Source organism: Streptomyces sp. NPDC031265 (genome assembly GCF_055570295.1).
The window spans coordinates 83209-109130 of the sequence record NZ_JBVIHM010000016.1; the positions used below are offsets into that span (position 1 = coordinate 83209).

The 25922-nt window shown below is 71.6% G+C and carries 28 protein-coding genes; 4 read left to right on the top strand and 24 right to left on the bottom strand.

All coding sequences use genetic code 11. The annotated features are described in order from the left end of the window. Positions 1–59 precede the first annotated feature (59 nt). From ACZ499_RS23825 to ACZ499_RS23840, 4 genes are all read right to left on the bottom strand, one after another. Positions 60–1502 (bottom strand): AI-2E family transporter, encoded by a 1443-nt coding sequence (locus tag ACZ499_RS23825; RefSeq protein WP_468677718.1) that lies wholly within the window; start codon positions 1500–1502, stop codon positions 60–62. Positions 1503–1652: 150 nt separating this feature from the next. Beyond that, complete coding sequence (locus ACZ499_RS23830; RefSeq protein WP_468410660.1) at positions 1653–2345, bottom strand: aggregation-promoting factor C-terminal-like domain-containing protein; 693 nt, start codon at positions 2343–2345, stop codon at positions 1653–1655. 368 nt (positions 2346–2713) lie between these two features. After that, positions 2714–4036 carry a PhoH family protein gene (locus ACZ499_RS23835; RefSeq protein WP_468677721.1) on the bottom strand — a complete coding sequence of 441 codons (1323 nt, stop codon included), beginning with the start codon at positions 4034–4036 and terminating at the stop codon, positions 2714–2716. A gap of 306 nt (positions 4037–4342) precedes the next feature. Continuing rightward, entirely contained in the window at positions 4343–5104 is a 762-nt protein-coding gene (locus ACZ499_RS23840; RefSeq protein ID WP_385549795.1) for an isoprenyl transferase, read from the bottom strand. Between the two features lie 161 nt (positions 5105–5265). On the opposite strand from ACZ499_RS23840, the gene mgrA reads away from it, so the two are divergent. Then, the gene (mgrA, locus tag ACZ499_RS23845; RefSeq protein WP_468677723.1) at positions 5266–6309 is read left to right on the top strand and encodes an L-glyceraldehyde 3-phosphate reductase; all 1044 of its coding nucleotides are present in this window, start codon (positions 5266–5268) and stop codon (positions 6307–6309) included. A 276-nt stretch (positions 6310–6585) separates the two neighbouring features. On the opposite strand, the gene ACZ499_RS23850 is transcribed toward mgrA, so the two are convergent. Genes ACZ499_RS23850 through ACZ499_RS23865 form a run of 4 tightly spaced genes read right to left on the bottom strand, consistent with a single transcriptional unit; the run spans position 6586 to position 10062 of the window. Beyond that, entirely contained in the window at positions 6586–6951 is a 366-nt protein-coding gene (locus ACZ499_RS23850) for a winged helix-turn-helix transcriptional regulator (RefSeq protein ID WP_468677725.1), read from the bottom strand. A 34-nt stretch (positions 6952–6985) separates the two neighbouring features. Continuing rightward, positions 6986–8473, bottom strand: coding sequence for a DUF2079 domain-containing protein (locus ACZ499_RS23855; protein WP_468677727.1), 1488 nt, complete (start codon positions 8471–8473; stop codon positions 6986–6988). A 50-nt stretch (positions 8474–8523) separates the two neighbouring features. Then, positions 8524–9318, bottom strand: coding sequence for a class I SAM-dependent methyltransferase (locus ACZ499_RS23860; protein WP_468677729.1), 795 nt, complete (start codon positions 9316–9318; stop codon positions 8524–8526). A 48-nt stretch (positions 9319–9366) separates the two neighbouring features. Next, positions 9367–10062 (bottom strand): prepilin peptidase, encoded by a 696-nt coding sequence (locus ACZ499_RS23865; protein WP_468677731.1) that lies wholly within the window; start codon positions 10060–10062, stop codon positions 9367–9369. Between the two features lie 609 nt (positions 10063–10671). Between ACZ499_RS23865 and ACZ499_RS23870 the strand changes: the two genes are divergently transcribed. After that, entirely contained in the window at positions 10672–11037 is a 366-nt protein-coding gene (locus ACZ499_RS23870; RefSeq protein ID WP_468677733.1) for a DUF192 domain-containing protein, read from the top strand. Positions 11038–11161: 124 nt separating this feature from the next. After that, complete coding sequence (locus ACZ499_RS23875; RefSeq protein ID WP_468677735.1) at positions 11162–11557, top strand: VOC family protein; 396 nt, start codon at positions 11162–11164, stop codon at positions 11555–11557. A gap of 6 nt (positions 11558–11563) precedes the next feature. Here the strand turns inward: ACZ499_RS23875 and ACZ499_RS23880 are convergent, their stop codons facing one another. The 16 genes from ACZ499_RS23880 to ACZ499_RS23955 form a co-directional block, all read right to left on the bottom strand. Further along, positions 11564–11992 carry a MarR family winged helix-turn-helix transcriptional regulator gene (locus ACZ499_RS23880; protein ID WP_283141801.1) on the bottom strand — a complete coding sequence of 143 codons (429 nt, stop codon included), beginning with the start codon at positions 11990–11992 and terminating at the stop codon, positions 11564–11566. Beyond that, complete coding sequence (locus ACZ499_RS23885) at positions 11992–12432, bottom strand: SRPBCC family protein (protein ID WP_468677737.1); 441 nt, start codon at positions 12430–12432, stop codon at positions 11992–11994. Before ACZ499_RS23885 ends, ACZ499_RS23880 begins: the two co-directional genes overlap by 1 nt. Positions 12433–12692: 260 nt before the next feature. Beyond that, positions 12693–13352 carry an OmpA family protein gene (locus ACZ499_RS23890; protein WP_468677739.1) on the bottom strand — a complete coding sequence of 220 codons (660 nt, stop codon included), beginning with the start codon at positions 13350–13352 and terminating at the stop codon, positions 12693–12695. A gap of 8 nt (positions 13353–13360) precedes the next feature. Then, a complete protein-coding gene (locus ACZ499_RS23895; RefSeq protein WP_468677741.1) occupies positions 13361–13951 on the bottom strand; it encodes a hypothetical protein in 591 nt (196 codons plus the stop codon). Positions 13952–13994: 43 nt separating this feature from the next. Continuing rightward, complete coding sequence (locus ACZ499_RS23900) at positions 13995–14693, bottom strand: pilus assembly protein TadG-related protein (protein WP_468677846.1); 699 nt, start codon at positions 14691–14693, stop codon at positions 13995–13997. Beyond that, positions 14690–14920, bottom strand: a complete 231-nt coding sequence (locus tag ACZ499_RS23905) for a hypothetical protein (RefSeq protein WP_067163534.1) — start codon at positions 14918–14920, stop codon at positions 14690–14692. The genes ACZ499_RS23900 and ACZ499_RS23905 overlap by 4 nt, the downstream gene beginning before the upstream one ends. 129 nt (positions 14921–15049) lie before the next feature. Next, positions 15050–15814 (bottom strand): response regulator, encoded by a 765-nt coding sequence (locus ACZ499_RS23910; RefSeq protein WP_468677743.1) that lies wholly within the window; start codon positions 15812–15814, stop codon positions 15050–15052. Further along, the gene (locus ACZ499_RS23915; protein WP_468677744.1) at positions 15811–17085 is read right to left on the bottom strand and encodes a sensor histidine kinase; all 1275 of its coding nucleotides are present in this window, start codon (positions 17083–17085) and stop codon (positions 15811–15813) included. The genes ACZ499_RS23910 and ACZ499_RS23915 overlap by 4 nt, the downstream gene beginning before the upstream one ends. Positions 17086–17095: 10 nt before the next feature. Then, positions 17096–17983, bottom strand: coding sequence for a DUF5936 domain-containing protein (locus ACZ499_RS23920; RefSeq protein WP_468410633.1), 888 nt, complete (start codon positions 17981–17983; stop codon positions 17096–17098). 10 nt (positions 17984–17993) lie between these two features. Continuing rightward, entirely contained in the window at positions 17994–18932 is a 939-nt protein-coding gene (locus ACZ499_RS23925) for a type II secretion system F family protein (protein WP_468677745.1), read from the bottom strand. Positions 18933–18940: 8 nt separating this feature from the next. Further along, the gene (locus tag ACZ499_RS23930; RefSeq protein ID WP_385544356.1) at positions 18941–20278 is read right to left on the bottom strand and encodes a CpaF family protein; all 1338 of its coding nucleotides are present in this window, start codon (positions 20276–20278) and stop codon (positions 18941–18943) included. After that, positions 20275–20673 carry a TadE/TadG family type IV pilus assembly protein gene (locus tag ACZ499_RS23935; RefSeq protein ID WP_468677747.1) on the bottom strand — a complete coding sequence of 133 codons (399 nt, stop codon included), beginning with the start codon at positions 20671–20673 and terminating at the stop codon, positions 20275–20277. Before ACZ499_RS23935 ends, ACZ499_RS23930 begins: the two co-directional genes overlap by 4 nt. Further along, positions 20670–21056: a TadE/TadG family type IV pilus assembly protein gene (locus ACZ499_RS23940; RefSeq protein ID WP_468677749.1), complete on the bottom strand. Its 387-nt coding sequence runs from the start codon at positions 21054–21056 to the stop codon at positions 20670–20672. Before ACZ499_RS23940 ends, ACZ499_RS23935 begins: the two co-directional genes overlap by 4 nt. Then, positions 21053–22288, bottom strand: coding sequence for an AAA family ATPase (locus tag ACZ499_RS23945; RefSeq protein WP_468677751.1), 1236 nt, complete (start codon positions 22286–22288; stop codon positions 21053–21055). Before ACZ499_RS23945 ends, ACZ499_RS23940 begins: the two co-directional genes overlap by 4 nt. Positions 22289–22295: 7 nt before the next feature. Next, positions 22296–23000 (bottom strand): Flp pilus assembly protein CpaB, encoded by a 705-nt coding sequence (gene cpaB, locus ACZ499_RS23950; protein ID WP_468410621.1) that lies wholly within the window; start codon positions 22998–23000, stop codon positions 22296–22298. A 69-nt stretch (positions 23001–23069) separates the two neighbouring features. Further along, complete coding sequence (locus ACZ499_RS23955; RefSeq protein WP_468677752.1) at positions 23070–23921, bottom strand: hypothetical protein; 852 nt, start codon at positions 23919–23921, stop codon at positions 23070–23072. A gap of 289 nt (positions 23922–24210) precedes the next feature. Between ACZ499_RS23955 and ACZ499_RS23960 the strand changes: the two genes are divergently transcribed. Next, positions 24211–25875: a chitinase gene (locus tag ACZ499_RS23960; protein WP_468677848.1), complete on the top strand. Its 1665-nt coding sequence runs from the start codon at positions 24211–24213 to the stop codon at positions 25873–25875. Positions 25876–25922 lie beyond the last annotated feature (47 nt).

A 25922-nucleotide genomic window follows, 5' to 3' on the forward strand; every position in this document is an offset into this window, starting at 1 on the left:
CAGCCGTACGCGAGAGGGGCCCCGCCGACACACCGTCGGCGGGGCCCCTCTCGCGTGCGCTACTTCTCCACGGCCGCGGACGCGGCCGCGGGCTCGGGCGGCCCCGGCGGGGCGACCGGCTCCGGCGCGGCCCCGGCGGTCTTCTCCGGCTCGACCGCCGCCCGCAGGGCGTTCTCCTTGGCGGTCGCGCGCAGATAGCCGACCACCGTGTTGGTCACCGCCACCAGCGGTACGGCCACCACCGAGCCGCCGATGCCGCCGATCAGGCCGCCCGCGGCGACCGAGAGGACCACGGCGAGCGGGTGGACTCGGACCGCGCGGCCCAGGATGAACGGCTGGAGCACATGCCCCTCGATCTGCTGCACCAGGAGCACCACGGCCAGCACCATCACCGCCGTGAACACGCCCTCGGTGACCAGCGCGACCACCACCGCGAGCGCTCCCGAGATCACCGCGCCCACCAGCGGGATGAAGGCGAACAGGAAGATGAAGACGGCGAGCGGTACGGCCATGGGGACGTGCAAGAAGTAGATCCCCAGGCCGATGAAGATCGCGTCGATCAGGGCCACTATCACCGTGCCCCGCACATACGCGGTGAGCGTGCGCCAGGCGCGCGGCCCGGCTCCCTCCATCGCCGGCCGGGCCTGCTCCGGGACCAGCCGCAGCACCCACCGCCAGATGTTCTTCCCGTCGTAGAGGAGGAAGAGCGTCGAGAACATCGCGAGCAGGATGCCGGTGAGGATTTCGACGAGGACGGTCACGCCCTGGAGGCCCGCCGAGGTGATCTCGTTGGTGTTGTGGCCGATGGTGTCGCTGAGGTTCTTGGCGACCTGGTTGATCTGGTCCTCGGTGACGTGGAACGGGCTGTTGAGGAGCCAGCGTTTGAGCTCCTCGATGCCCGCCCTGACCTTTTCGGAGAGCGTGTCCAGGTTGTCCATGACCTGCCAGACCACGAACCAGCCGATCAGGCCCATCACGATGAAGCCCGAGATCGCGGTCACGGCGGTCGCCAGGGCCCTGGGCAGCCCCATCCGCCTGAGGCGGGAGACGGTCGGCTGGAGCAGCGCGGTGATGAACAGCGCGGCGACGAACGCGAGGACCACGAGCCGTACGGCACTGATGACCCGCATCAGCACCCAGAGCGTGCCCGCGAGCACCAGGAGGCGCCACCCGATCTCGGCGGCGACCCGCATCCCCCACGGCACGGCGGCCACGGGGTCGGGCCGCGCGGCGACGGCGGGGGCGTAGGCAGGCGGCGCGGGGACGTGGTCGGGGACCTGGGGGGCGGACGCGGCGCCGTTGGCGGAGGCGGTGTCCTCAGCGGCGGGCGCCTGCGGAGGAACTGCTGCCGAATCGTCACTGCTCGCGGGGTTGCCAGGTTCGTCCAGGCCCACGTCCGCGTCGGCGCGCGCCTCGGTCTCGACGCGGCGTTCGTCCAGCCGCTCTCCCATACGGGTCAGACCGGCGCCCAGCGCCCCGAGCAGCCCCGGCACTTTCGACATGATGCTGCCGTTTCCCTTTCCCCCGCTGCGCGTCCCCACCACTCCCCCCACCCGGAGTCGTCACCCGACCGTACACGGGCAAAGCCCCTCACCGAAGGACGGTGAGGGGCCTCGAAAGGTTCAGCCGGGACCGGTAAAGATCCCACGGGCCTAGTACCAGGTGTTCGCCTGCCAGAACGTCCACGCGCCACAGGGGCTGTGGTAGCTGGAGTTCATGTAGTTCAGGCCCCACTTGATCTGGGTCGCCGGGTTGGTCCGCCAGTCGGCGCCCACCGAGGACATCTTGGAGCCGGGCAGCGCCTGGACCAGGCCGTACGCGCCGGAACCCGAGTTGACCGCGAGGTAGTTCCAGGTCGACTCGTGGTTCACGATGTTGCTGAAGCACTGGAACTGGTCCGCCGGCACGATCTGCCGGGCGATGGCCTTGACCTGCTCCACCGTGTACGAACTCTGCTGCGGGAACGAAGACGGGTCGCGGGTCGCGGAGCGGCTGGCGACCTGCTCCTTCTCCTGCTCACGCTCCTTCGCCTTCTCGTCCGCCGACTCCTTCTTGGACTTGGCGTCCTTGGCGGCCTGAAGGCGTGCGCTCTCTTCGGCGGACTTCTTCGCGGCGGCGCTCGCCTGGGCCGACTGGGCGTCCGCCTGCTGCGTCAGGGACGCGGTCTGCACCTGGGCCTGCTGGCCCGCGGGGATGTCCGCAAGAAGCGTCGTGTCGGCAGCGGTCGCCTCGACGTCGTTCGAGGTGGTCTGCGGCGCGCCAGAGGCAACGCCCACGACAGCACCGACGGTGGTGACCGCAGTGGCTGACGCCACCGCGAACCCCCGGACCGAGATCCGGCTCACACGGTTTCCTTCCAGCAGCGCCCGCACTGGTGACCTGAACGGACGCAATCGTGCCCCTGGCTCTCCCCTCCCAACTGCTCAGGTCACGGGAGGAACTGACCCGGTGGGCAACTCCCTTGCGGGAGCGCCGCGTGGTGCTCGGGCGGCATACGGCGACGTTATTGAGTTACGAGGTACAGGTGTGCCGTATGCGGGGCCTGACGGATGCAAGACTCTGCCGGAGAGCGGCACCGCAAGGCAATTCTTCCCTGGGTGTGAAACCTCACATCCCCTCCGCCCCAGGGGTTTTGCCGGATCGGGCATACAAAGAGGCGCCGCCCGGCTAAGCTCAACGGCTTCCCGGGCGGCACCAATTCGGACGTACAGGATCAGATCTGGCCGTCCTCCAGCATTTCGGTCACCAGTGCGGCGATCTGCGACCGCTCGGAGCGGGTGAGGGTGACGTGTGCGAAGAGCGGATGGCCCTTCAGCTTCTCCACGACGGCGACCACTCCGTCGTAACGGCCGACCCGCAGATTGTCCCGCTGTGCCACGTCATGGGTGAGCACCACCCGTGAGTTCGCCCCGATCCGGGACAACACGGTCAGCAGGACGTTCCGTTCGAGCGACTGGGCCTCGTCCACGATCACGAACGCGTCGTGCAGGGAGCGGCCGCGGATGTGGGTGAGCGGCAGGACCTCCAGCATGCCGCGCGACGTCACCTCCTCGATCACCTCGCGCGTGGTGACCGCCGACAGCGTGTCGAAGACCGCCTGTGCCCAGGGGCCCATCTTCTCGGCCTCGGAGCCGGGCAGATAGCCGAGCTCCTGCCCGCCCACCGCGTACAGCGGGCGGAAGACCATCACCTTCTTGTGCTGGCGGCGCTCCAGGACCGCCTCCAGGCCCGCGCAGAGGGCCAGCGCGGACTTGCCGGTGCCGGCCCGGCCGCCCATCGACACGATGCCGACGTCCGGGTCGAGCAGCAGGTCGAGTGCGATGCGCTGCTCGGCGCTGCGGCCGCGCAGGCCGAACGCCTCCCGGTCGCCCCGTACGAGCTTGACGTTGCCGTCGGCCGTGACGCGGCCCAGGGCCTTGCCGCGCTCGGACTGGAGCACAAGCCCGTTGTGCACCGGCAGGCCCGCGGCCTCCGGCACGTACAGCGTCTCCTCCTCGTAGAGAAGGTCCACCTGTTCGCCCGAGAGCGACAGTTCGGACATCCCGGTGAAGCCCGAGTCGGTGATGGCCAGTTCCGCCCGGTACTCCTCGGCGAGCAGGCCTACCGACGACGCCTTGATCCGCAGCGGCAGGTCCTTGGAGACGACGGTGACGTCGTACCCCTCGGCCTGGAGATTGCGGGCGACGGCGAGGATCCTTGAGTCGTTGTCCCCCAACCTGTAGCCGGCGGGCAGCACGCCGGGATCGGAATGGTTGAGCTCGACGCGGAGCGTGCCGCCGAGGTCGCCCAGCGGGATGGGAGCGTCGAGGCGTCCGTACCGGACCCGGAAGTCGTCGAGCAGGCGCAGGGCCTGACGGGCGAAATAGCCGAGTTCCGGATGGTGCCTCTTGGCCTCCAGTTCCGTGACCACGACGATCGGGAGCACCACTTCGTGCTCGTCGAACCGGGCCATGGCTTTGGGGTCGGCCAGCAGGACGCTGGTGTCGAGGACGTAGGTGCGCCGGTCGGGCATGCGGCGCTTTGTGCTGGTCACCACGGAAGGACGTACCCCCTCGGAAGAGGTCGGGGTGCGACGGCGTCGCGGGGGTGGGGGCCGGGCTGTGGCCACGATGCGCGGGCCGAGCGCCGGCCCTCCGCTCCGTCCGTGCACTGTGCACGTGCGTCCTGGTGCAAAGGGCCTCCCGGGTGAGCGACCACTTCTGGCCGTTCAACTGGAGGGGGTATTCCCTCGAACAAGCGCGGCCATGCACAGGCATATGCGCTTGGTGGGGACCAACGGGATTGACTCCCGGTCAGGACCCGTGGGGACGGATCGTGACGTGGTGGGGCATGACGGGACGGATCAGCTCCCGTAGCGCCGGTGGCGTGCCGCGTAGTCGCGCAGGGCGCGCAGGAAGTCCACCTTGCGGAAGGCGGGCCAGAACACTTCGCAGAAGTAGTACTCGGAGTGGGCCGACTGCCACAGCATGAATCCGGACAGCCGCTGCTCGCCGCTGGTGCGGATCACCAGGTCCGGGTCGGGCTGGCCGCGCGTGTAGAGGTGCTCCGAGATGCTGTCGATGTCCACGGTCTCGGCCAGCTCCTCGAAGCTGGTCCCCTTGGACGCCGCGTCGAGCAGCAGCGAGCGGACCGCGTCCGCGATCTCCTGGCGGCCGCCGTAGCCCACGGCGACGTTGACGAGTATGCCGCCGACGTCGTGGGTGGCCTGCTCGGCCTCCTTGAGCACCGACTGCGTCCGTGCGGGCAGCAGGTCCATCGTGCCGGCGTGGTGGACGCGCCAGCGCCCGTCCGCCGCCAGGTCGCGCACCACGCCCTCGATGATGCCCAGGAGCGGGATCAGCTCGTTGTCGGGCCGGTCCAGGTTGTCCGTGGACAGCATCCAGAGCGTCACGACCTCGACGTCCGTCTCGGCACACCAGCCGAGCAGCTCGTGGATCTTGCTCGCGCCGGCCTGGTGCCCCTGTTCGGGGCTGCCGCCGGAGGCCTTGGCCCAGCGTCTGTTCCCGTCCAGGATGACGCCGATGTGCTTGGGCACCTGGTCGTGGTCGAGGCGACCCTCCACCCGGCGTGCGTAGAGCCCGTACACCAGGTCGCGCAAGTTCACCGATTCCACCCTCTCGTTGCTTCCGGGGGCCGCCGCGGCATCGCACGGCCCTCGCCCAGTGCCTGACGGGCCTGGGGGCATCCCCGAGGAAGGCACAGTACTGCGGACGGGTCACAGCGGCCCAACTCGGCCTGTCACAAGTCCGTGATAAGCAGGGAAACGTGACTGAATCACTCCCCCTCCACTACCTGGCCGCCGACGGCCGCTACGACTCCATGGAGTACCGGCGGACCGGCCACAGCGGCCTCAAGCTGCCCGCGCTCTCCCTGGGCCTGTGGCACAACTTCGGCGACGACCGCTCCCTCGGCTCGCAGCGCGCGATCCTGCGCCGCGCCTTCGACCTGGGCGTCACCCACTTCGACCTCGCCAACAACTACGGCCCGCCGCCCGGCTCGGCCGAGCTCAACTTCGGGAAGATCTTCGGCCAGGACTTCCGGGCGTACCGGGACGAGCTGATCATCTCCACCAAGGCCGGCTATCTGATGCACCCGGGGCCCTACGGCGAGTGGGGCTCCCGCAAGTACCTGCTGTCCTCGCTGGACGCCTCGCTGGGCCGGATGGGCCTCGACCACGTCGACATCTTCTACTCGCACCGCTTCGACCCGGAGACCCCGCTGGAGGAGACGATGGGCGCGCTGGCGTCCGCCGTCCAGCAGGGCAAGGCGCTGTACGTGGGTGTGTCCTCGTACAACAGCGAGCAGACCGCCGAGGCGGCGCAGATCCTCAAGGAGATGGGCGTCCCGGCGCTCATCCACCAGCCGTCGTACTCGATGATCAACCGCTGGACCGAGGACGACGGGCTGCTCGACACGCTCGAAGAGGCGGGGATGGGCTGCATCTCCTTCGTGCCGCTGGCGCAGGGGCTGCTCACCAACAAGTACCTCAAGGGCATCCCGGAGGGCTCACGGGCCACCCAGGGCAAGTCGCTCGACCCGGAGCTGCTCAGCGACGAGGTGCTGCGCCGTCTGGGCGGGCTGAACGACATCGCCTCCCGGCGCGGCCAGTCGCTGGCCCAGCTGGCGATCTGCTGGGTGCTGCGCGACCCGCGGATGACGTCGGCGCTGATCGGCGCGTCCAGCGTGAAGCAGCTGGAGGAGAACGTGGCGGCGCTCGCCGGACCGCCGCTGACGGCCGAGGAGCTGAAGGAGATCGACGCCTTCGCCGTGGACACCGCGGGCACCAACATCTGGGCCGTCCGCGGCTGATCACCGAGGTGATCGCCGACTGACAGCGGATTCACAGGAACCGGCGCCGGATCGGTCCCAAGAAAAAACGGGCCGGTCCGTGGGGGGGATACGGACCGGCCCGAGGGGGGGTTTCCACCATAACCCTTCGTAAGTGGTCCTGGGTGCAACGGCGTGCCGAAACTACGCTCCGAAACCACCCGGGCACGGTGGAGACACCGCCGCCGGGTACCCCCAAGGGGGACCCGGCGGCGAAACGCTTCTTTGACCGTGCAGGTCAGAGCGGTGCAAACCGGCTCAGGCCACACTGCGCGAGCGCGACTTCACATCCAGGATCCACTCCATGTGTGCGGCACCCCACTCACCCGAGGGGGTGAGCGCCGTGTTGAGCGCCCGGCCGCGCGGGGCCAGTGAGTACTCCACCCGGGGCGGCACCTCCCCGTAGACCTCGCGGTGGACGATCCCGTCCGTCTCCGGCTCGCGCAGCTGCTGGACGAGGACCTTCTCGGGGACGCCGTCGCCCCGGCGCCCGAGCTCGCCGAAGCGGTACGTCCCGTCGTGCAGCACCCACAGGAGCAGCGGATTCCACTTTCCGCCCACCACGTCGACCGCCGCGTCGAGTCCGCAGTTGTGGCTGACATCGCGCTTGCTGTGCCTGGCCATGGCCCTCCCTCGCCCCGTACGTCCGTCGCCGTCCTCAACGTCTGAGCAGGGTGATTCCGTCCCGCTGGGCGACGATCCGGTACCCGTAGGCCTGTTCCGCCTTGACCAGCTCGGCTTCCTGACGGTCCTTCGGGTACGGCCAGTAGCCCGGCGGGTACGGCCAGGACTCGGCGGGCACCCGGTCGTAGACGATCCACTGGGCGGCCGGCGGGGGCACCGGCGCGCCGGTGTCGTACAGCCGCCAGTGGACCGGGTAGGTCGGGAAGAGCACCACGTCCGTACGCGAAGTGAGCTGGGGCGCCAGCCGGTTGGAGGCGGCGACGGTGGCGCCGTCGGGGATGCGGCGCAGCAGGTCGCGGGCGGCGGCGATGTGCGCGGTGGAGCGCCAGGTGGAGCGGTGGACGAGCTGGGCGAGCGGGAAGGACGGGATCAGCGCCAGGGTGACGGCCGCGGTGGTGGCGAGCGAGGCGCGCACATGGCGGCGGCCGAGGGCGTCGCCGGAGCGCCGGTAGGGGGCGAGGGCATCGGTCATGGCGGCCAGGACGACGGGCATCAGCACCGCCGTGTAGTGGAACGAGGTGCCCCAGTGGAAGGCGTTCTGGGAGAGCATCCGCCAGCCGAGCGTCGGCGCGGCGAGCCAGGCCAGCGGCGAGCGCAGGGCGATCAGGGCCGCGGGGGCGAAGACGAGGACCAGGGTGGTGGCCTTCACCTCCGGGCGTACGGCGTCGAGCGGGGCGAAGGCGAGGGTGGCGAGCAGGGAGCCGTGGGCGGGTTCGAGGTTGGCGGCGTGGGCGTAGGTGCCGGCCGGGCTGAAGAACGGCATCAGCACCTTGAACTCCAGGGCGCTGCCGAGCAGCCCGGCGGCGGCGGTCGCCAGGCCGAGCCCGCGCCGCCCCTTCCAGGCGATGTACCCGCCGATCGCGGCCAGCGTGAGCCCCAGGTCCTCCTTGACCAGGAGCAGCGGCGCGGCCCAGGCCACCGCGGCCCGCCAGCGCCGCAGGGCCAGCGCCTCCAGGGCGTACGAGACGAGCGGGACGGCGAAGCACACCTCGTGGAAGTCGAACGCCACGGCCGAGGCGATGCCCCAGCTCAGCCCGTACGCGAAAGCGACCACATGGGCGGCGCGGCGCCCCAGCGCCTGCCGGGCGCGGCGGGCGAGCGGCACGACGGCGAGGGCGAGCAGGGCGGCCTGGGTGAAGAGCAGGGTGTACGGGGAGGGGGCGATCCGGTACAGCGGCGCGAGGACGACGAGCACGGGGTGGAAATGATCCCCCAGCAGGTTGAACCCGTCGCCGCGCAACGGGGCCACGGGGGCGCGCAGTTGGGCGTACGCCTTCACGGCCTGCTCGAAGATGCCGAGGTCGTAGCCGGTGGTGCGGATCAGCGCCTGGCGGCGGGCGCCGACGGCGGCGTAGAGCAGGAAGAGCGCGGCGGCCCACCCCCACCAGAGGAGGGCGGGCCGTGCCGTACGCGTGCCCTGGCGGCGGGGAATCGCGGCGACACCGTCCCGCAGCGAGGACATTTTATTACCAATTGCCCACATCCGTTCCATATGCTCGGATGCTAGGTGGCTCAGGGTTGGCGCAGGGGCTTCCGGGCCTCGATCAGGAACCGTGTCGTGTGCGCGACGAAGGGCCCGTCGGTACGGATCTGCTCGTCCAGCGCCTTCAGCTTCTCCTCGTACTCCTCGACCGTGAATCCCGGCACCATCCAGATCACCTTGCGCAGGAAGTAGACGACGGCGCCGATGTCGTGGAACTCGGTGCGCAGCTTCTCCTGGCGCAGATCGGCCACCTGGAGCCCGGCGGACTCGGCCTCGGCGCGCGCCTTGCCCGGATCGCGCCTGCCCCGGACGTCGGCGGACTGGGGCCCCAGGAAGTACTCGACGAGCTCGAACACACTGGCGGGTCCGACCTGTTGGGAGAAGTAGGTGCCGCCCGGGGTGAGGACCCGGGCGATCTCCGGCCACCAGGTCTGGACGGGGTGACGGCTGGTCACCAGGTCGAAGGCGCCGTCGCCGAACGGCAGCGGCGGCTCGTCGGCGTCGGCCACCACCGCGACGCCGCGCGGATGCAGCAGGGCGGTGGCCCGGGCGACGTTCGGCGGCCTCCCCTCGGTGGCCACCGCGAGCGGCGGCAGCTGCGGGGCGGCCGCCAGGACCTCGCCGCCGCCGGTCTGCACGTCGAGCGCGGCCGTGGCCCGGGCCCAGCGCGCGGCCATGGCATGGGCGTACCCCCAGGACGGCCGCTCCTCGGTGGCCCGTCCGTCCAGCCAGGAGAAGTCCCAGCCGTCCACGGGGGCGGCCGCCGCCTCGGCGATCAGATCTTCGAAGGTGCGGGTGTTGTGGTTACGGATGGTTTGCGCCATGTTGCGGACCCTACGCGCCTACGCGCCGTGTGTGGCGCAGGGGCAGCCCTACGCGGCGAGGCCGCCGAGGAGCAGACCGACGTACGCGCCGCCGATCATGAAGGGGCCGAACGGGATGGCCGCGCGGCGGCCGGCGCGGCGCGCGAGGATCAGCCCGAGGCCGTACGTACCGCCCGCCGCGAACCCCGCGAAGGCGCCGGCGACGAGGATGCCCCAGCCGTACCAGCCGAGCACCACGCCGAGGCCGACGGCGAGTTTGACGTCACCGAAGCCGAGGCCGGCGGGGTTGGCGAGGAAGAGCACGAAGTACGCGCCGCCCAGGGCCAGTCCGCCGAGCAGGGCGTGCCACCAGGACCCCTCGTGGTGCGGGGCGAGAGCCGCGGCACCGAGGAGGGCGGCGGCGGTGGCGGCGAGGGGGACCGTGAGAACGTCCGGCAGCCGGTGCACGCGGGCGTCGACGGCCGCGAGGAGTCCGGCGAGGGGCAGGAGGAGCAGCCAGACGGCGAGTTCGGGGCGGGGGCCGGTGGTGGTGGCCAGGGCGGCGCAGGCGGCGGCCGTGGCCGCGCCCCAGGCTGCGCCGCTTTGTTGGCAGACGGGGCGGCCGAGCCAGCGGGTGAGGGGGTGCCCCTGCGGGCAGACGTCCCGCCACGGCTCGCCCGGCTGGACGGAGAGCCGGTAGGCGGCGCGCGGCACCAGCCACCCGAGGGTGGCGCCCCAGGTGGCGGCGAGCAGGGCTAGGTACACGGGGTGCACCCTAGGTGCGGCGGGAGGTTTTCCCCACCCCGCCCGCTCCCCTGAACCCTCCGGGGGTGGGTGGGGGCGGAGCTGGTTTCCGTGGGCTGCGCCCCCGGACCCCGGGGCGGGGCTGCGCCCCTGCACCCCTCGCGGGGCCTGCACCCCTGCACCCCGCTTCGGGGCTCCGCCCCGGACCAATGGGCGGGGCTTCGCCCCGGGGTCCGTTCGTCTGCGGGCTGAGTGTGGCTGGTCGCGCAGTTCCCCGCGCCCCTTCTTGGCCCGGTGCTTGTCTGCGGGTGTCGGTGGCTGGTCGCGCAGTTCCCCGCGCCCCTGAAGGCACCCCCAGCCCCTCCGGCGTACAAGGAGCGGGGCCCGGGCAAATTCAGCCCCTGGGGGTCCCCCCTGGACGAAGTCCTTGGGGGAGTTTGAGGAGCGGGGTCCGGGGCGGAGCCCCGAAGCAGGGTGCAGGGGCCGCAGAGGCCCGCCAGCGGGTGCAGGGGCGCAGCCCCGCTCGGGGGTGCTGGGGCGCAGCCCCCGGGAAGCGAGCCTTCACCCCCACCCACCCACCCCCGGAGGGTTCAGGGAACGGGTGGGGTGGGGGCTCTGTAACGTGGGCCCATGGCGCGATGGCGGGACGGGCAAGGCCAGTTGGCGGTCGAAGGAGGGCACCTCGTCCCCCTCGAAATCGCCGCGTCCTATCGGGCCCGTACCCGCGGACTCCTCGGCCGGGACGGGGTCCAGGGCGCCGTCCTCCTCAGCCCAGCCACCTCCGTACACACCTTCCGCATGCGCTTCCCCCTGGACGTCGCCTACCTCGACCGCCACCTCCGCGTCGTCGCCCTCCACACCGTCCCCCCGAACCGCCTCACCGTCCCCCGCCTCCGCGCCCGCCACGTCCTGGAGGCGGAGGCGGGCGCGATGGCGGGGTGGGGCATCCGGCCGGGCGTGCGGGTGCGCGTACACCCGCATGGGGCGCACCCGTAAGCCGGAAGTCGCCTTGCCCGCCCCGCGCGCCCCTGCTTACGATCACGACCACGGCATCGCGCGTTGGTCACCGGCCGGGTGAGCGTGGAGGTGCCCGTGAGATGCCTGTTGGAGGCATTCCACCGTGTCAGTCGAGTTGAATCACACCATCGTCCACTCCCGCGACAAGCGGGCTTCCGCCGAGTTCCTGGCGGACATCCTGGGGCTGCGGGTCGGTGACGAGTGGGGACCGTTCATCCCCGTCGAGACCGGCAACGGCGTCACCCTGGACTTCGCCACCGGCGACCCGGACAAGATCGTGCCGCAGCACTACGCCTTCCTCGTCTCCGAGGACGAGTTCGACGCCGGCTTCGAGAAGATCAAGCAGTGGGGCGTACGGTACTTCGCCGATCCGTACATGAAGCGCCCCGACGAGATCAACCACAACGACGGCGGCCGGGGCGTCTACTTCCTCGACCCGTCCGGCCACGCCATGGAGATGATCACCAGGCCGTACGGAAGCGGCAACACCGGCTCATAGGGCGGGTCACTCTTCCGGCCGGGCCAGCGCCGCGAGCAGCGCCACCGCCTCGCCCACCGGCACCGGCCGGAAGAACTCCGCGTCCACCGCCTCGACCGCCGCGATCGCCCGCGGCGCGAGCTCCGCCCCGGCTTCCGTCACCCGCAGCCGCTTGGCCCGGGTGTCCGCCGGGTCGGTCTCGCGTACGAGCAGGCCCTTGCCCTCCAGCGTACGGACGACCTGGGACGTCATCTTGACGTCGGTACCGGCCTGGCGGGCGACCGCCAGCTGGTTGGGGTGCTCCCCCTGCCCGTTGAGCCACCAGGTGCACGCGAGCAGCACGAACTGCACATGTGTGAGGCCCAGCGGCGTGAGGGCCGCGGTCACCCCGCGCTGCCAGCGCAGCGTGGCGTGCCAGAGCAGGAACCCGGGGCTCTCGCCGGGGGTGAGCGCCATCAGTGCCGCGCCTCCGCGAGCCGGACGAGCGCGGCCATGGTCTCCGGCCAGTCGGCGGTGACGGCCGGGCCGATCTCCGGGCCCACCTCGTCGGCCGCCGCGCCGGTGATCTCCATCCGGTAGACCACCCGGGTACGGTCCGGGCCCAGCCGGTCGAGCCGGTGCGCGGTGCGCAGGACCAGGCCGTCGAAGCGGGCCTCGTCCACGAACAGCTCATTCTCGGCCACTTCGGCGATCCGCAGCTCGATCGGGTCCTGACCGTCCGCCCCCATGGTGATCTCGGATCCGGCCGCGAACGGCCCCCGGATCTCGATCTTCTGGACGTCCGCGTTCCAGACGCCCCAGTTCTCCACGTCGGCCCACAGCCGCCAGACGGCCTCAGGAGCGGCGCCGGTCTCGACTCCGTGCTCGTACACCCACATGTCGGCTCCCCTGTTCATCCTGTGCGCGAATTAAGCTTCCCGTAGATTATCTGCGCACAGACTATCTGTCCACACTCCTTGCCCTCACCGTCGATTCCCAGCCGTCTCACGCCGACGTGCGCTTTTTTCCAAGTCCCGGGTACGCCCCGGCTGGCAGCCTCTGTGGTGCGCGGGAGCGTCACTTCCAACGGACGTTGACGGGGGCCCGCGCGCATACGGGGCCCGGCCGACCGCACCTCCACCCGGCCGGCCGGGCCCGCCCTCGCACCGGCCCGCCTTTACCCGGTCGCCCCGCGCGGGAAGGACACCTCGACCCGGCGGTTCTTGCGGCGGCCGTCCTCCGAGGAGTTGTCCGCGATGGGGTAGTCCTCCGCGTACCCCCGGATGTCGAAGGTGACCGCGCCGCCCACCGCCTGCGAGAGCGCGCCCTGGACGGCGTCCGCGCGCTGCCTGGACAGGACGACGCCGTGCTCGTGCGTACCGAGGTTGTCGGTGAAGCCGAACACCCGGACGTTCGTGGCCTTCTGCTTCTTGACCTCGTCGGCGATCGCCTGGATGCGGCCGCTCGCCTCGGCGGAGAGTGCGGCGCTGTCCTTGCCGAAGAGGACTTCGGCCTGCAGGGCGAAGGAGATGTCGGCGTTGGTGTCGGCGCGGCGCTCCTCGCCGCCCATGTCCTCGACGACCGACTTGATGTCGATGACCCTCGGCGCGGCGAGCGTCGCCCCGTCTGAGAGCTTGAGCCCGGGCGCGTTGGCGTCGACCTTCACGGGCGGGGCGGCGGCGGGCACGGCGGTGGGATTCGGATCGTCGGCGACGGCCGCGCCCGCCCCCGCCCCGACGAACAGCAGCACCGCGGCGGCGAGGGCCGCGGAGCGGGCATGACGGCGGCGGGGGTGGCCGGGTGCCGGGGTCGCGGGTGGTGCCTGGGTGGCCTGCATGGGGTGCCTCAGCCGGAGATCTTGATGGTGGCGGTGGGCATGGTGGGGAGCTGGAAGTCGACTTCCGTTACGGGGGCGGGGGGGGCGGGGAACTGGGTGTAGAAGGGGGCTTTCTCCCCCGCCTGGATGCCCGTCGTGAACTGCGAGCACAGGCAGCGGCCGTCCGTGTCGCGCAGGATCAGGTACCGCTTCTTGCCCGCCTTGTCGACCAGCGCGGCGCCCGCCATGGACGCGCCGTTGCTCCTCAGCTCCTGCTCGCTGCCCTGCCATCCGGGCGCGGAGAACAGGTTCTTGGACCCGTTCTTCACGACGCCCTGCACCGTCACGAACCCTCCGGCGTCCCGCTTCGCCGAGTTGATCACCACCTCGACGCCGTCGGTGCCGCTGATGGTCGCAAGGACCTCGGTGCTCTGGGTGGACGGGCCGCCGGACGGGGTGTTCTTTCCGCCGGACGCCGACGGAGCGGTGGAGGCCTTGTCGCCGCCCTTCGGCTTGCCCCCGCCGTCTCCCCCGCAGGCGGTCAGGGTGAGCGCCAGGGCGGCGGCAGCCGCCGCGACCACCGCGCCTCTCGTCCGCGCCCTGATCTTGGCCTTGTCCATGAGTGAAGCCCCCTCGGTCCTTCGTGCTGCGCACTTCATACGCTTACTTGTCGGCCAGATGGACGGAGAACAGGTCGGACGCCTTCGGCAGGAGGTCGAGGTGGCCGGGGTCGATCTCGAAGTCCCGCTTCTTGTCGCAGACGAGCCGGTACGCCTTCTGCCCGCCGCCCCCCGGCCCGCCGGGCCCCGGGGACTCGCCGGGGGCCGGGCCGGGCGCCGGCTCCGAAGGCTCTGTGGTGGGCCCGCTCCCGGGCGCCTCCTGAAGGTGGCAGCGCGGTACGACCACGGCGGCGGCCTTCGCCTTGCCCTTGTGGTCCTGTGTGGCGGCGATGACCGAATGGCCCGCCGTCTTGTTGGTCTGCACGGCCACTTGGTAGGTGGGCTCGGGCTGGAAGGACAGCTCGCAGGTGTCGGCCGCGGCGTCGTTGCGCGAGGCGAGATCACGTGCCGCCGGGCAGGAGTCATGCGGGATCAGCCCGCCCCGGTCGCCGTCGAGCAGCTTCTGCCAGCGCGCGAGGTCGAAGGTGTCGAGCAGGCCGTTCCTCAGCTGGTCCCGGAAGTCCTGGGCCGCCGCGAGAGCCGCCGCGTCCGCCGCCGTCTGGGCCTCGTTGCGCTTCATCGCCGCCTGACCCACCGCGAAGTACGCGAACGCGAGGAAGAGCAGGCCGGCCACCGCGGTGATGTAGACGGGGAAGGCCTGCCCCCGGTCTCCGGTGAGGCGGCGGGACGCGGGTGAGGTCAGGGGTTGATCTTGTTGATCGCCGCCGTGATCTTCCCGGCGATCGTCGTGCCGAAATTCGTCTGCGTAAGCACCAGAATGATCGCCACCACCACGATGATGATCCCCATGTACTCGACCGCGCCCTGCCCCCGGTCCCCCCGCCGCCGCAGCGCCGTCGCCGTGGTGTTCAGCCAGCCGTGGACCCGGATCCTGGCCGCGGTCGCGGGCTTGAGGAGCTTGTCGTTCATGGTGGTCCCCTCCGGGGTCTACGGCGGTGCCGCGCTCGACAGCCGCACCGTACCCGGGCCCTCCGGTTCCGGCACAGGGCCCCTGGGCCCAATTCCCGGCCCGGGAGGGAAGTTGACGCCGATGCCCCCTCATCCCGCCGCTCCCCGCGTCCCCAGCCACGTCGCGACCGCCTGGGTGCGGCTGTTGCTGTGTAGCTTCGCGAAGATCCGGTTGATGTGGTTCTTCACCGTCTTCTCGCTGATGAAGCAGGCGGCGGCGATCTGCTGATTGCTCATGCCCGCCGTGATCAGCTCCATCACCTCCACCTCCCTCCTGCTGAGCCGGTGTACTCCAAGTCCCTTGCGCAGGAGCGGAGTTCCCCTCCGGCGCCCCGGTGACGACTGTCCCACATCCGGTTGCATCCGCGAAGCCTCTTCGTTCGGATTTAATGAAATCGACCGGGGCGCGACACTCGGAGGGGGGGTGGGGCAAGCAACGCCCTCCGCCCCCTCCCTGACACCCAGTGCCCTCGCCGCCGTCGCCGAGAAGTGCGCGCGGCCGAGCCCGATGTCCCGTACCGCGCCGACCAGTTGTTCCACAGTGAACTCGCCGTGCACCAGATAGCCCCGCGCGCCCAGCCGCAGCGCCTCGCGTACGGTCTCGTCCTCGCCGCTGTACGTCAGCATCATCACCGGCGCCACCCGCACCAGGCGGGGCAGTGCCGCGAGGCCGTCCACGCCGGGCATCCGCACATCGAGCAGGACCACGTCCGGCCGGTGCAGTAGAGCCGCCTCGTACGCCTCGCGGCCGTCCGCCGCCTCGGCCACGACCTCCGTGCCGGCGTGGCCGTCGAGCAGCGCGGTGAGCCCGGCCCGTACGACCGGGTTGTCGTCCGCCACCAGCACCCGGGTCACACCCCGCTCCTCTCCACGGCCCGTACGGCTCCCAGCGCCGTCAGCGGCAGGTCCAGGCGGACCTCCGTGCCCCTCGCCGCCTCGCCCCGGCCGATGCGGATGCGCGCGCCGAGGTCCGCCGCGCGCTCGACCATGCCGACCAGGCCGAAGTGGCCCGCCCTGCGCAGCCCGTCGAGGGTGGTGCCGGGGGGCAGGCCGCGCCCGTCGTCGTACACGCTGATGCGGAGCAGGTCCCCGACCACGCCCGCCGACACGTCCACGCGCGCCGGGCCCGCGTGGCGGTGGGCGTTCTCCAGGGCCTCCGAGGCGATGGTGAGGAGCTGGCGGGCGATCGGGTGCGGGACCCGCATCGCGGACCCGTCCCGGGAGAGGGTGCGGTAGCTCACGCCCATGTCTTCACCTCGGCCCGCGAAGTCCCTTACCCGCGCCGCCAGTTCCGCCAGTACGTCCACTCCCCCGTCCGGGCCCGGCTCACGGCGCAGGTCGGCGAGGAGTTCGCGGGACTCGGCGGCGGCGCGGCGGGCCGAGCGGGCCACCAGGGTCGCCCCTCGGCGGACCGTGACCGGGTCGGTGCGGTCGGCCGAGGCCGCCAGGCCCTCGGCGGCGAGCGCCACGCCGTACAGGGTCTTGGCGACCGAGTCGTGCAACTCCCTTGCCAGCCTCGCCCGTTCCTCTTCCACCGCCAGCCTCGCCCGTGCTTCGGTGAGCGCCCGCGAGGCCACCCCGAACCGCAGCAGCAGACCCCGCAGCGCGACCCCGGCCGCGCCCGCGAGGACGCAGAAGCCCGGCAGCAGCAGGGCCGGGGCGACCGGCTGGTGGTGCTGGCGCTGGGCCATGTACGCGAGCGCCAGGATCACGCACTGGAGCCCGGCGAAGACGCCCGCGCCCCGCCACCCGTACACCAGTCCGGCGAGCAGCGGGGTGCAGACGACGACGTAGCCGAGCGGGGAGTCGGGGGTCGCGGTGAACAGCAGCAGCGCGCCGAACGCGGTGTCCACGCCCAGCAGCCACGGGTGGCGCAGAAGCAGCGGGCCGAAGCGCTCCCAGTCGCGGTAGAGCGCGTACGAGCCCATGAAGGTGATCAGCACGGCTCCGGAGACCAGCCAAAGAGCGATGCCCCGGGCCGAGTTGGCCAGGGCGAAGGGGGTGCCGAGCCCTATCATCGCGAGCCGGAACAGGAAGACCTGGCGGCAGAGCGCCTGGAGGGCGTTGAGCTGGAGGGAGACCTCGGGCTCGGGGGGCAGGCCGTGCTGCTGTGTCGACCTCGGCATGGCGGTCCCCTCACTTCCCCGTGAGCGAGCCGATGTCGGCCTCGGACCCGAGCAGCATCGCGGACGCCATCAGGATCATGGTGGCGGGCACCATGAACGTGGTGACCATCAGCGTCGCCTTGGGCACCGCCTTGGCCGCCTTGCGGCGGGCGTTCTGGGCGTCGGTGCGGCGCATGTCGGTGGCGATCGCTATCAGCGTGTCCACGATCGGCGCGCCCAGCTCCTCGCCCTGCTGGAGCGCCGTGACGAACATGGCGACCTGCTCGGAGTCGTTGCGCCGGCGCAGGTCGTCGAAGGCCTGGCGGCGGCTGACGCCCATGTCCATCTGGCGCAGCGCGATCCGCACCTCGTCGGCCCAGGGGCCCTCGTACTTCTCCGCGACCCGCTCCAGGGCCTGGCGGAAGCCGAGCCCGGCGGAGACCACCACCGCGAGGACGTCGAGGAAGTCCGGCAGGGTCCGCTCGATGTCGTCGCGGCGGCGGCGGACGGCCGCCCAGATGCCGACCTCGACCCAGTAGTACGCGAACGCGACCATCAGCAGGGCCAGCAGGTAGTTGCCGCCGGAGAGCATCACCACCGCGCCGACCGCGCCGAGCGCCCCGTACACCGCGCGCCGCGCCGCGTACCGGTCGATGGTCAGGCCGCCGGGGTTGCCCGCCATGTCGATCCTGCGGCGTTTCTCGCCGACGCGCTTGGGGCCCATCAGCCGCAGTACGAGCGGGGCGTAGCGGATGCCGAGGCGGTCGATGGCGCCGCCGGTCCGGGTGGTGCGGGTGGCGCCGACCTCCAGGGCGAGGGCCAGGTCGCCGGGGAGCTTGGCCTCGGCGCGGTACATCCGTACGCCCTGGAAGGCGCCCAGGACGCTGAGCCCGCCGATGAGTCCCAGAATCAGTTCCATGCCCGCCCCCTCAGACGTCGATCTTCGAGATGCGGCGGATCGCGACGAAGCCCAGCGCGTACAGCCCGAGCGCCACGACGACCGCGGCCTGGCCCAGGAACGAGCCGGTCATCTTGGCGAGCGAGCCCGGCGCGATCTGGTTGACCAGCAGCATGGCACCGACCCCGATCGCCGGGACCGCGTACGCCGTGGTGTTCACCTGGGACAGCTGGGTGCGCACCTCGCGCCGGGTCTCCTTGCGCTCCTCCAGGGTGGTGGTGAGGTTGCGCAGCGAGTTGACGACCGCGCCGCCCGCCCGGTTGGAGAGGATCAGCGTCGAGACGAGGACGACCAGTTCGCGCGAGGGCAGCCGGTGGGCCAGCTCGTCGAGCGCGTCGTCGAGGGTGCGGCCGACGGCGAGCTGGTCGGCGACCGCCTTGAGCTCGTCGCCCGCCGGGGCCTCCAGCTCGTCCGCCGCCATGGCGATCGCGGTGCGCAGGGCGAGCCCGGCCTGGGTGGCGTTGGCGATCACGCGGGAGATCTCGGGGAGCTGGTTGATGAACGCCTCGGTGCGCCGGGTGCGCTGCCAGTTCAGGAAGGTGTTGGCGGCCCACAGCCCGGCGAGGGCCGCGAGCGGGCCGAAGAACGAGGCGAGCACCGAGGCGGCGACCACCCACAGCCCGACGACCGCGGCGAGTACGTAGACGAAGAACTCGCCCGGGGTGAGGTCCAGGCCGGTCACCGCGAGCTTGCGCTCGATGCGCTTGCCGACCGTGGTGCGGCGCAGCCTGCGGTCCACCCCGGCGAAGGGCCGCCGTCCTCCGGCGGGCGGCAGCTCCCCGGCGGTGGAGAGCCGTTCGACCAGGGCCCGGCGCTGGGCGCGCCCCGTGGCGTACGCGTGCACACCGACGACCGCCGCCGCGCAGGCGAGCAGCGTGACCCCGATCGTCAGCTGGGTGAGTGCGGACATGGGCGGTGCTACCTGGCCTCTCGGGTGGCGAGCTGTTCGTCGAAGGAGGCGATGCCGAACGCCTGCGGGACGGGCTGGCCCGCGAGGTAGAGGCGCTCGGCGACGCGGCGCGGGACCGGGAAGTGGCGGAACTCGCCGTGGACGCGCCCGTCGGCGGCCATCGGGCGGGGGTCGAACCGGGCGACGGTGGCGAGCCGGTAGGGGTCGCGGCCGTGCGAGTCGAGCAGGGCGATCTCGGTGATCCGGCGGGAGCCGTCGGCGTGCCGGGTGAGCTGGACCAGGACGTCGACGGCCGAGTTGATCTGGTCGTGCAGAGCCTCGAACGGGATCTTGATCTCGGACATGGAGGCCAGGGTCTGGAGCCGCATCAGGGCATCCTCGGCGCTGTTGGCGTGGACCGTGGCGAGTGAGCCGTCGTGGCCGGTGGACATCGCCTGGAGCATGTCGAGGGACTCGCCGCCGCGCACCTCGCCGACCACGATCCGGTCGGGGCGCATGCGCAGCGAGTTGCGGACCAGGTCGCGGATGGAGACGTGGCCCTTGCCCTCGACGTTGGCCGGGCGGGCCTCAAGGCGGATCACATGGCTCTGCTGGAGCTGGAGTTCGGCGGAGTCCTCGATGGTGATGATGCGCTCATGCTCGGGGATGAGCCCGGAGAGGGCGTTGAGCAGGGTCGTCTTGCCGGTGCCGGTGGCGCCGGAGACGATCACGTTGAACTTCGCCTGGATCAGCCCGGCGAGCAGCATCAGCATGGACTGGTCGAGCGAGCCGAAGGCGATCAGCTCGGGGAGCGTGAAGGAGCGCGGGAAGCGGCGGATGGTGAGGGTCGCGCCGGTCAGCGAGAGCGGCGGGATGATCACGTTGACGCGCTCGCCGGACGGCAGCCGGGCGTCGACCATCGGGTTGGACTCGTCTACCCGGCGGTTGACGGTCGACACGATCCGCTCGATGGTCTGCATCAGCTGCTCGTGCGAGGCGAACCGCATCGGCAGCCGCTCGACCCGTCCGCCGCGCTCGACGTAGATCTGGTCGGGGCCGTTGACCATGATCTCGGTGACGGAGGCGTCCTCCAGGAGCGGTTCCAGTACGCCCAGGCCCAGCGCCTCGTCGACGACCCGGCGGATCAGCTGGGCCCGCTCACCGGTGGACAGGACCGGGCCCTCGCGGCTGAGGATGTGGCCGAGGACGCGTTCGAGCCGCGCCCGGCGCTCGGCGGCGGCGAGCGAGGACATCTCGGCGAGGTCGATCTCCTCCAGGAGCTTGCCCCGGTAGGCGGCGACGAGATGCGCGTCGCCCTCGCCGCCCCGGGTCTCCTCGGGGGCGGTGATACGGGCCCGCAGGCTCATGTGGCGTGCCTCCTCGGCTGGTTGCTCTCGTCGCAGGGCATGGTGGCGCTCTTGTGGACCGGGCCGAAGTGGTCGATGCCGGGGAAGACGGACGGGATGGAGACGGTGACCGTGGCGGTCACCGTGGCCCCGGGGCAGCCCGCCACGCCGATGTCGGCGCGCCGGCCGACCCAGTCGCTGACCGCGGCCTTCCCTGCCTGGACGGCTCCGCCCGCCCGTTCCGTCTGCGCGCCGGTACGGGCGGCGGCCCGGGCTGCCGTGCCCGCCTGCTGGGCGGCGTACGCGGCGAGCCCCAGCTGGACGCCGGCGAGCGCGACCAGGAGCAGCAGCGGCAGGAAGCCGAGGTATTCGACGGCGGCGGAACCACGGTCGCTTCTGTGGACGCGGCGCCTCACGGCGTCTCCTCCCGCGCCGCCCCGGCCTGCCCGTGCACCGTGAACGGGAAGGACAGCGCCCCCGGGAAGAGCACCGGGACCTTGATCGCGACGGTGGCGGTGAAGACGTCGGGGTCGCCGCCTCCGCCGCAGCCGGGCCCCACCTCCCACCCGTCCGGGGCGGCCGCCCGCATCGCCGCGTCGCAGGCGGCGGACCCACCGCCCTTCGCCGCCCCGGCCCGCGCCCCCTCGTCCGCCACATGTCCGGCGACGGTGTACGTGTAGCCGGTCAGGACCAGTTGCCAGATCGCGGCGAGGGTCACCAGGATGATCGGCACCATCCCGGTGAACTCGACGATGATCTGGCCCCGGTCCCGGTCGGCCCGCGACCGTATGCCCCTCATCCGTGCCCCCGGCGCCGCAGTACGAGGGTGCCCCGGCCGCTCTTCTCCGGTGCCGGACCGACCCCCTTCACCAGACCCAGCTCGCCCGCCAGCGTCCACAGCGCCTGCTTGACCGTGGACTTGGCGTCCAGGTCGTGGAGGCGCCCGGCGTCGACGACGGCCTGCAGCTCCTTGAAGTTGGCGGGGACGGAGGTGCGGGTGATCCGGGTGCCGGTGACCTTCTGGACGATCGCGGGCTGGATCTCGGTGGCGCGGGTGTGCCGGTTGACCACGGTGGTGGTCTCCTCGGCCTTGCGGATCTGGAGGCGGTCCCACATCCGTACGATCCGCTTGGCGGCCCGTACCGACACCACGTCCGGGGTGGTCACCAGCAGCGCGGTGTCGGCCAGTTCGACGGCGGCGGCGTTGGCGCCGTTCATCTGGGTGCCGCAGTCCACGATCACCACTTCGTAGCGGTGGCGCAGGGCGGAGAGGATCTGGCGGGCCGCGCGGTCGGTGACCTCCTCGGCCCGCTCGCCGTCGCCGGGGGCGAGCAGCAGGCCGACGCCGGTGGAGTGGGTGAACAGGGCGTCCTGGAGGACCCGGGGCGAGATGTCGGTGATCGTGGCGAGGTCCGCGATGGAGCGGCGGAACTGGACGTCGAGGAAGGAGGCCACGTCCCCGGCCTGGAGGTCCATGTCGACCAGGGCCGTGGTGCGGCCCGACGCCCGGGCGGCGAGGGCGAGGTGGACGGCGGTGACGGTGGCGCCGACGCCGCCCTTGGCGCCGGTGACGGTGACGACCGTGCCGCCGGGGCCGCTGGAGGCCTCGCCCCCGCCGCCCAGGTGGCGGCGGACCCCGACCGACCACTGGGCGGCCACCTGCACCCGGCTGACCAGCTCCTCGTAGTGCAGTGGCAGGGTGACCAGCCCGCGCGCGCCCGAGTCCATGGCGGCGGCGAAGAGCCCGGGGCCCGCGTCGGAGGTGATCAGGACGACGCCGACGGCGGGGAAGCGCAGGGCGACTTCGCGGACCAGGTCGAGGGCGGGGACCGGCCCGATGCGCTCGTGGACGAGGACGACCTCGGGCAGCTCGTCCAGGGACTCCCCGGCGAGCCGGGCCAGGGTGTCCATGAGCTGGGTCGAGTCCGCGACCGGCGCGGCGGGTTCGGCGTCGGGGAGCTGGCTGAGCAGGGTGGTGACGGACCGGGCGGCGTCGGCGTCCCCGACGGCCGGGAGGATCCTGGTGGTCATCCGAACCTCACTGGTCCTTTTCGAGGCGGTACGTACGGTCGCCGGGCGGGACCGAGGGGTCGCTGCCGGGCGCGACGAGCGCGAGGCGCACGTGCTGGGCGAAGGACTCCGCGTACGCGACGCGCTGGGCGTCGACGGTGCCCAGGGCGAAGGTGATCGGGACCGCCTCGGTGCTCTTGCCGCGGTCGTCGCGGCCGGGGTCGAGGGCCTTCAGGCTGCCCACGTCGATGACCCTGGCGCCGGAGACGATGATCTTCGACTGGGGGGTGTCGCCCTGCTTGGCGGCGGCGAAGGTGGCGAAGATGTTCACCGAGGAGCCCGGCGTGATCTTGCCCGCCACACCGGTGGACGCGTCGATCATGATGGCGATCTCCTGCTCCCCGGGCCGGAGTTCGGGCCGCTTCACGATCATGTCGGACTGGAGCAGCGAACCGGCCCTGAGCTTGGTGACGGCGATCATTCCGCGGATGCGGGAGAGGTCGGTGACCGCGTTGCCGGGGAGCCACCGCTCGGGCATCGACGTCTTCTCGAACTGGCTCTCCTTCAGCTCCTTGTAGGGCTCGATCTCGCCCTTCACCCGGTACGCCGTCACCTCGGGGCCGACCTTCGAGTTGGCGTCGTGGATCACCGAGAGGACCCCGGCGAAGGCGCCGGCGGCGCACAGGACCGAGACCAGGAGAAGGATGACGCCACGGCGCTGACGGGAGTTCATTGACCGTACGACCTCGTTCGATGACGTGGGACTGAGCGGACAAGGGCCACCGGGCGGGCTGCGCGGCGGCTAGGTGTACGTGCCTCCCGCGGGCAGCCGGAGCTCGGGGGCGGTGACGGGGGAGGCGCAGAACCCGCAGCGGTCGCCGATGAGTTCCATACCGCACCACCGGCACGACTCCCGTCGCACGGACGCCACGAGCTGGTAGAGCACGGACAGGTCGGACAGATGGGCGGCGAACTCGGTGAGCTTGGACGTCCCCCACCAGGAGGGCGAGTACCCCGGCAGCGGAGCTTCCAGCACCGCGCCGACCTGCCAGCCGGAGGCGAGCGTGGCGGTGACCCACTCGGAGGGCGCCGCCGCGCTCGCCACCAGCAGATGGCAGGCGTAGTCGGGCCCCTCCAGGTCGCCGGTGCCGATCCTGACGAGCTGCGGGACCGGGTGGGCGAGCACCGCGAACTGGCTGCCGGGCAGCCAGGACTTGGCGTGCGTCTTGAGTCCGACCGGGACGCGGTCGAGCCGGGTGACCGAGTTCAGTACGGCGCCCGCGTGGATGTAGTGCGCGAGGAGGCGGGCGGCCGAGGCGAGCACCCCGGGACTGAAGTCGCACACCGACAGCTGGCACAGCTGGCGCGCGAGCACGGCCAGGCCGAGCGGCGGCAGCGGCGATCCGATCAGCGCGATCCGGTCGCTCTCCAGGATCGAGCGGACGGTGTGCAGCCGCTGCTCGTGGGCGGCCGAAAGCGACTCCGGGTACAGGACGACGACATGGCCGTGCAGGTCGAGCAGGCGGTGCGCGTGGGCGAGTGTGGCGTCGAGCGGCTGGACGTCCGGGGACGAGAAGACCGCCGGTGACGGCGTGTGTGGATCGGCCGCCGGTAACACCAGGTCCGGGCTGGTGACGGCTATCGCAGTTGGCACATCAAGTCCCCGTTCCCTCGGCCCGCGGCGGGCCCCCTCAGCCGTAAGTGATCACCGCACTTCCCTCCTGAACCTGCACTGTATCCAGGAGATAGCTGCGGGTGAACAGTCTTCTCGTTTCTGTGATGCCACGAAGGGCGCCAGAGGTCTTGACAAGCGGATTGGTCTGGACCAGTTTGTACGCAGGTCTGGACCAGCTTGTACGCACAGCGCGCGCCCCACCTCCCCACCGACCTCCCAACTCCCCCACCGGAGGCAGCAAGTGAAACGAGCAAGCGGCAGAATCGGCTTGGCCGTGGCCGCGGCCGGCGCCCTGTCCATAGCCGGACTCACCGGCACCGCACACGCGGCGGACGTCAACAACGCCAAGAACGCGGGCTTCGAGTCGGGGCTCGCCGACTGGAGCTGTACGGCCGGGAGCGGCGCCGCCGTCTCCTCTCCGGTGCACGGCGGGTCCGCCGCCCTCAAGGCGACCCCGTCGGGCTCCGACACCGGCCAGTGCGTCCAGACCGTCGCCGTGAAGCCCGACTCGACGTACACACTGAGCTCCTGGGTCCAGGGCTCGTACGTCTACCTCGGCGCCACCGGGACCGGCACCGGCGACGTCTCCACCTGGACACCGGGCACCGGCGGCGGCTGGAACCAGCTGTCGACCACCTTCAAGACCGGCGCCTCCACCACGTCCGTACAGATCTTCACGCACGGCTGGTACGGCCAGCCCGCGTACTACGCCGACGACATCTCGGTCTTCGGCCCGGACGGCGGCGGGGGCGGCGACCCGGCCCCGACGGTCCCGGCGGCCCCGGGCGGCCTCGCCGTCGGCTCGGTGACGTCCTCGTCCGTGGACCTCTCCTGGGGCGCGGTCTCCCACGCGAGCGGGTACAACGTCTACCGCGACGGCGCCAAGGTGCAGTCGGTGAGCGGCGGTTCGGCGACCGTGACCGGGCTGAGCGCGTCGACCTCGTACCAGTTCCAGGTGACCGCGACCAACGCGGCCGGTGAGTCCGCGAAGTCGCCGGCGGTGACCGGCAGGACGTCGGCGACCGGCAATCCGGGCGGCGGCGGCAACGTGCCCAAGCACGCGGTGACCGGCTACTGGCAGAACTTCAACAACGGCGCGACCGTCCAGAGGATCAGCGACGTGCCTGCGAACTACGACATCATCGCGGTCTCCTTCGCGGACGCCACCGGCACACCGGGCGGGGTGACCTTCAACCTCGACACCAACGGGCTCGGCGGCTACACCGTCGACCAGTTCAAGGCGGACATCGCCGCCAAGCACGCGGCGGGCAAGTCGGTGATCATCTCCATCGGCGGCCAGAACGGCACGGTGTCGATCAACGACTCGACGTCCGCGACGAACTTCGCCGACTCGGTCTACTCGATGATGCAGACGTACGGCTTCGACGGCGTCGACATCGACCTGGAGAACGGCCTCAACTCCACCTACATGACGCAGGCGCTGCGCTCGCTGGCGTCGAAGGCGGGCAGCAAGCTCGTCATCACGATGGCGCCGCAGACGATCGACATGCAGTCGACGTCGAACGAGTACTTCAGGACGGCGCTGAACATCAAGGACATCCTGACCATCGTCAACATGCAGTACTACAACAGCGGTTCGATGAACGGCTGCGACGGCAAGGTCTACTCGCAGGGCACGGTCGACTTCCTGACCGCGCTCGCCTGCATCCAGCTCCAGGGCGGCCTGGACCCGTCCCAGGTGGGCCTCGGCCTGCCGGCCTCGACGAGCGGCGCGGGCAGCGGCTACGTCTCGCCGTCGGTGGTGAACGCGGCGCTGGACTGCCTGACGTCGGGCACCAACTGCGGCTCCTTCAAGCCGTCGACGACGTGGCCGGCCCTGCGGGGCGCGATGGCCTGGTCCACGAACTGGGACGCCAGGTCGGGCAACGCCTGGTCGAACGCGGTGGGCCCGCACGTCCACGCGCTTCCGTAACAGGGGGAGGTCGAGGTTCCCCGCGCCCCTTTTCCGGGACGCGGGGA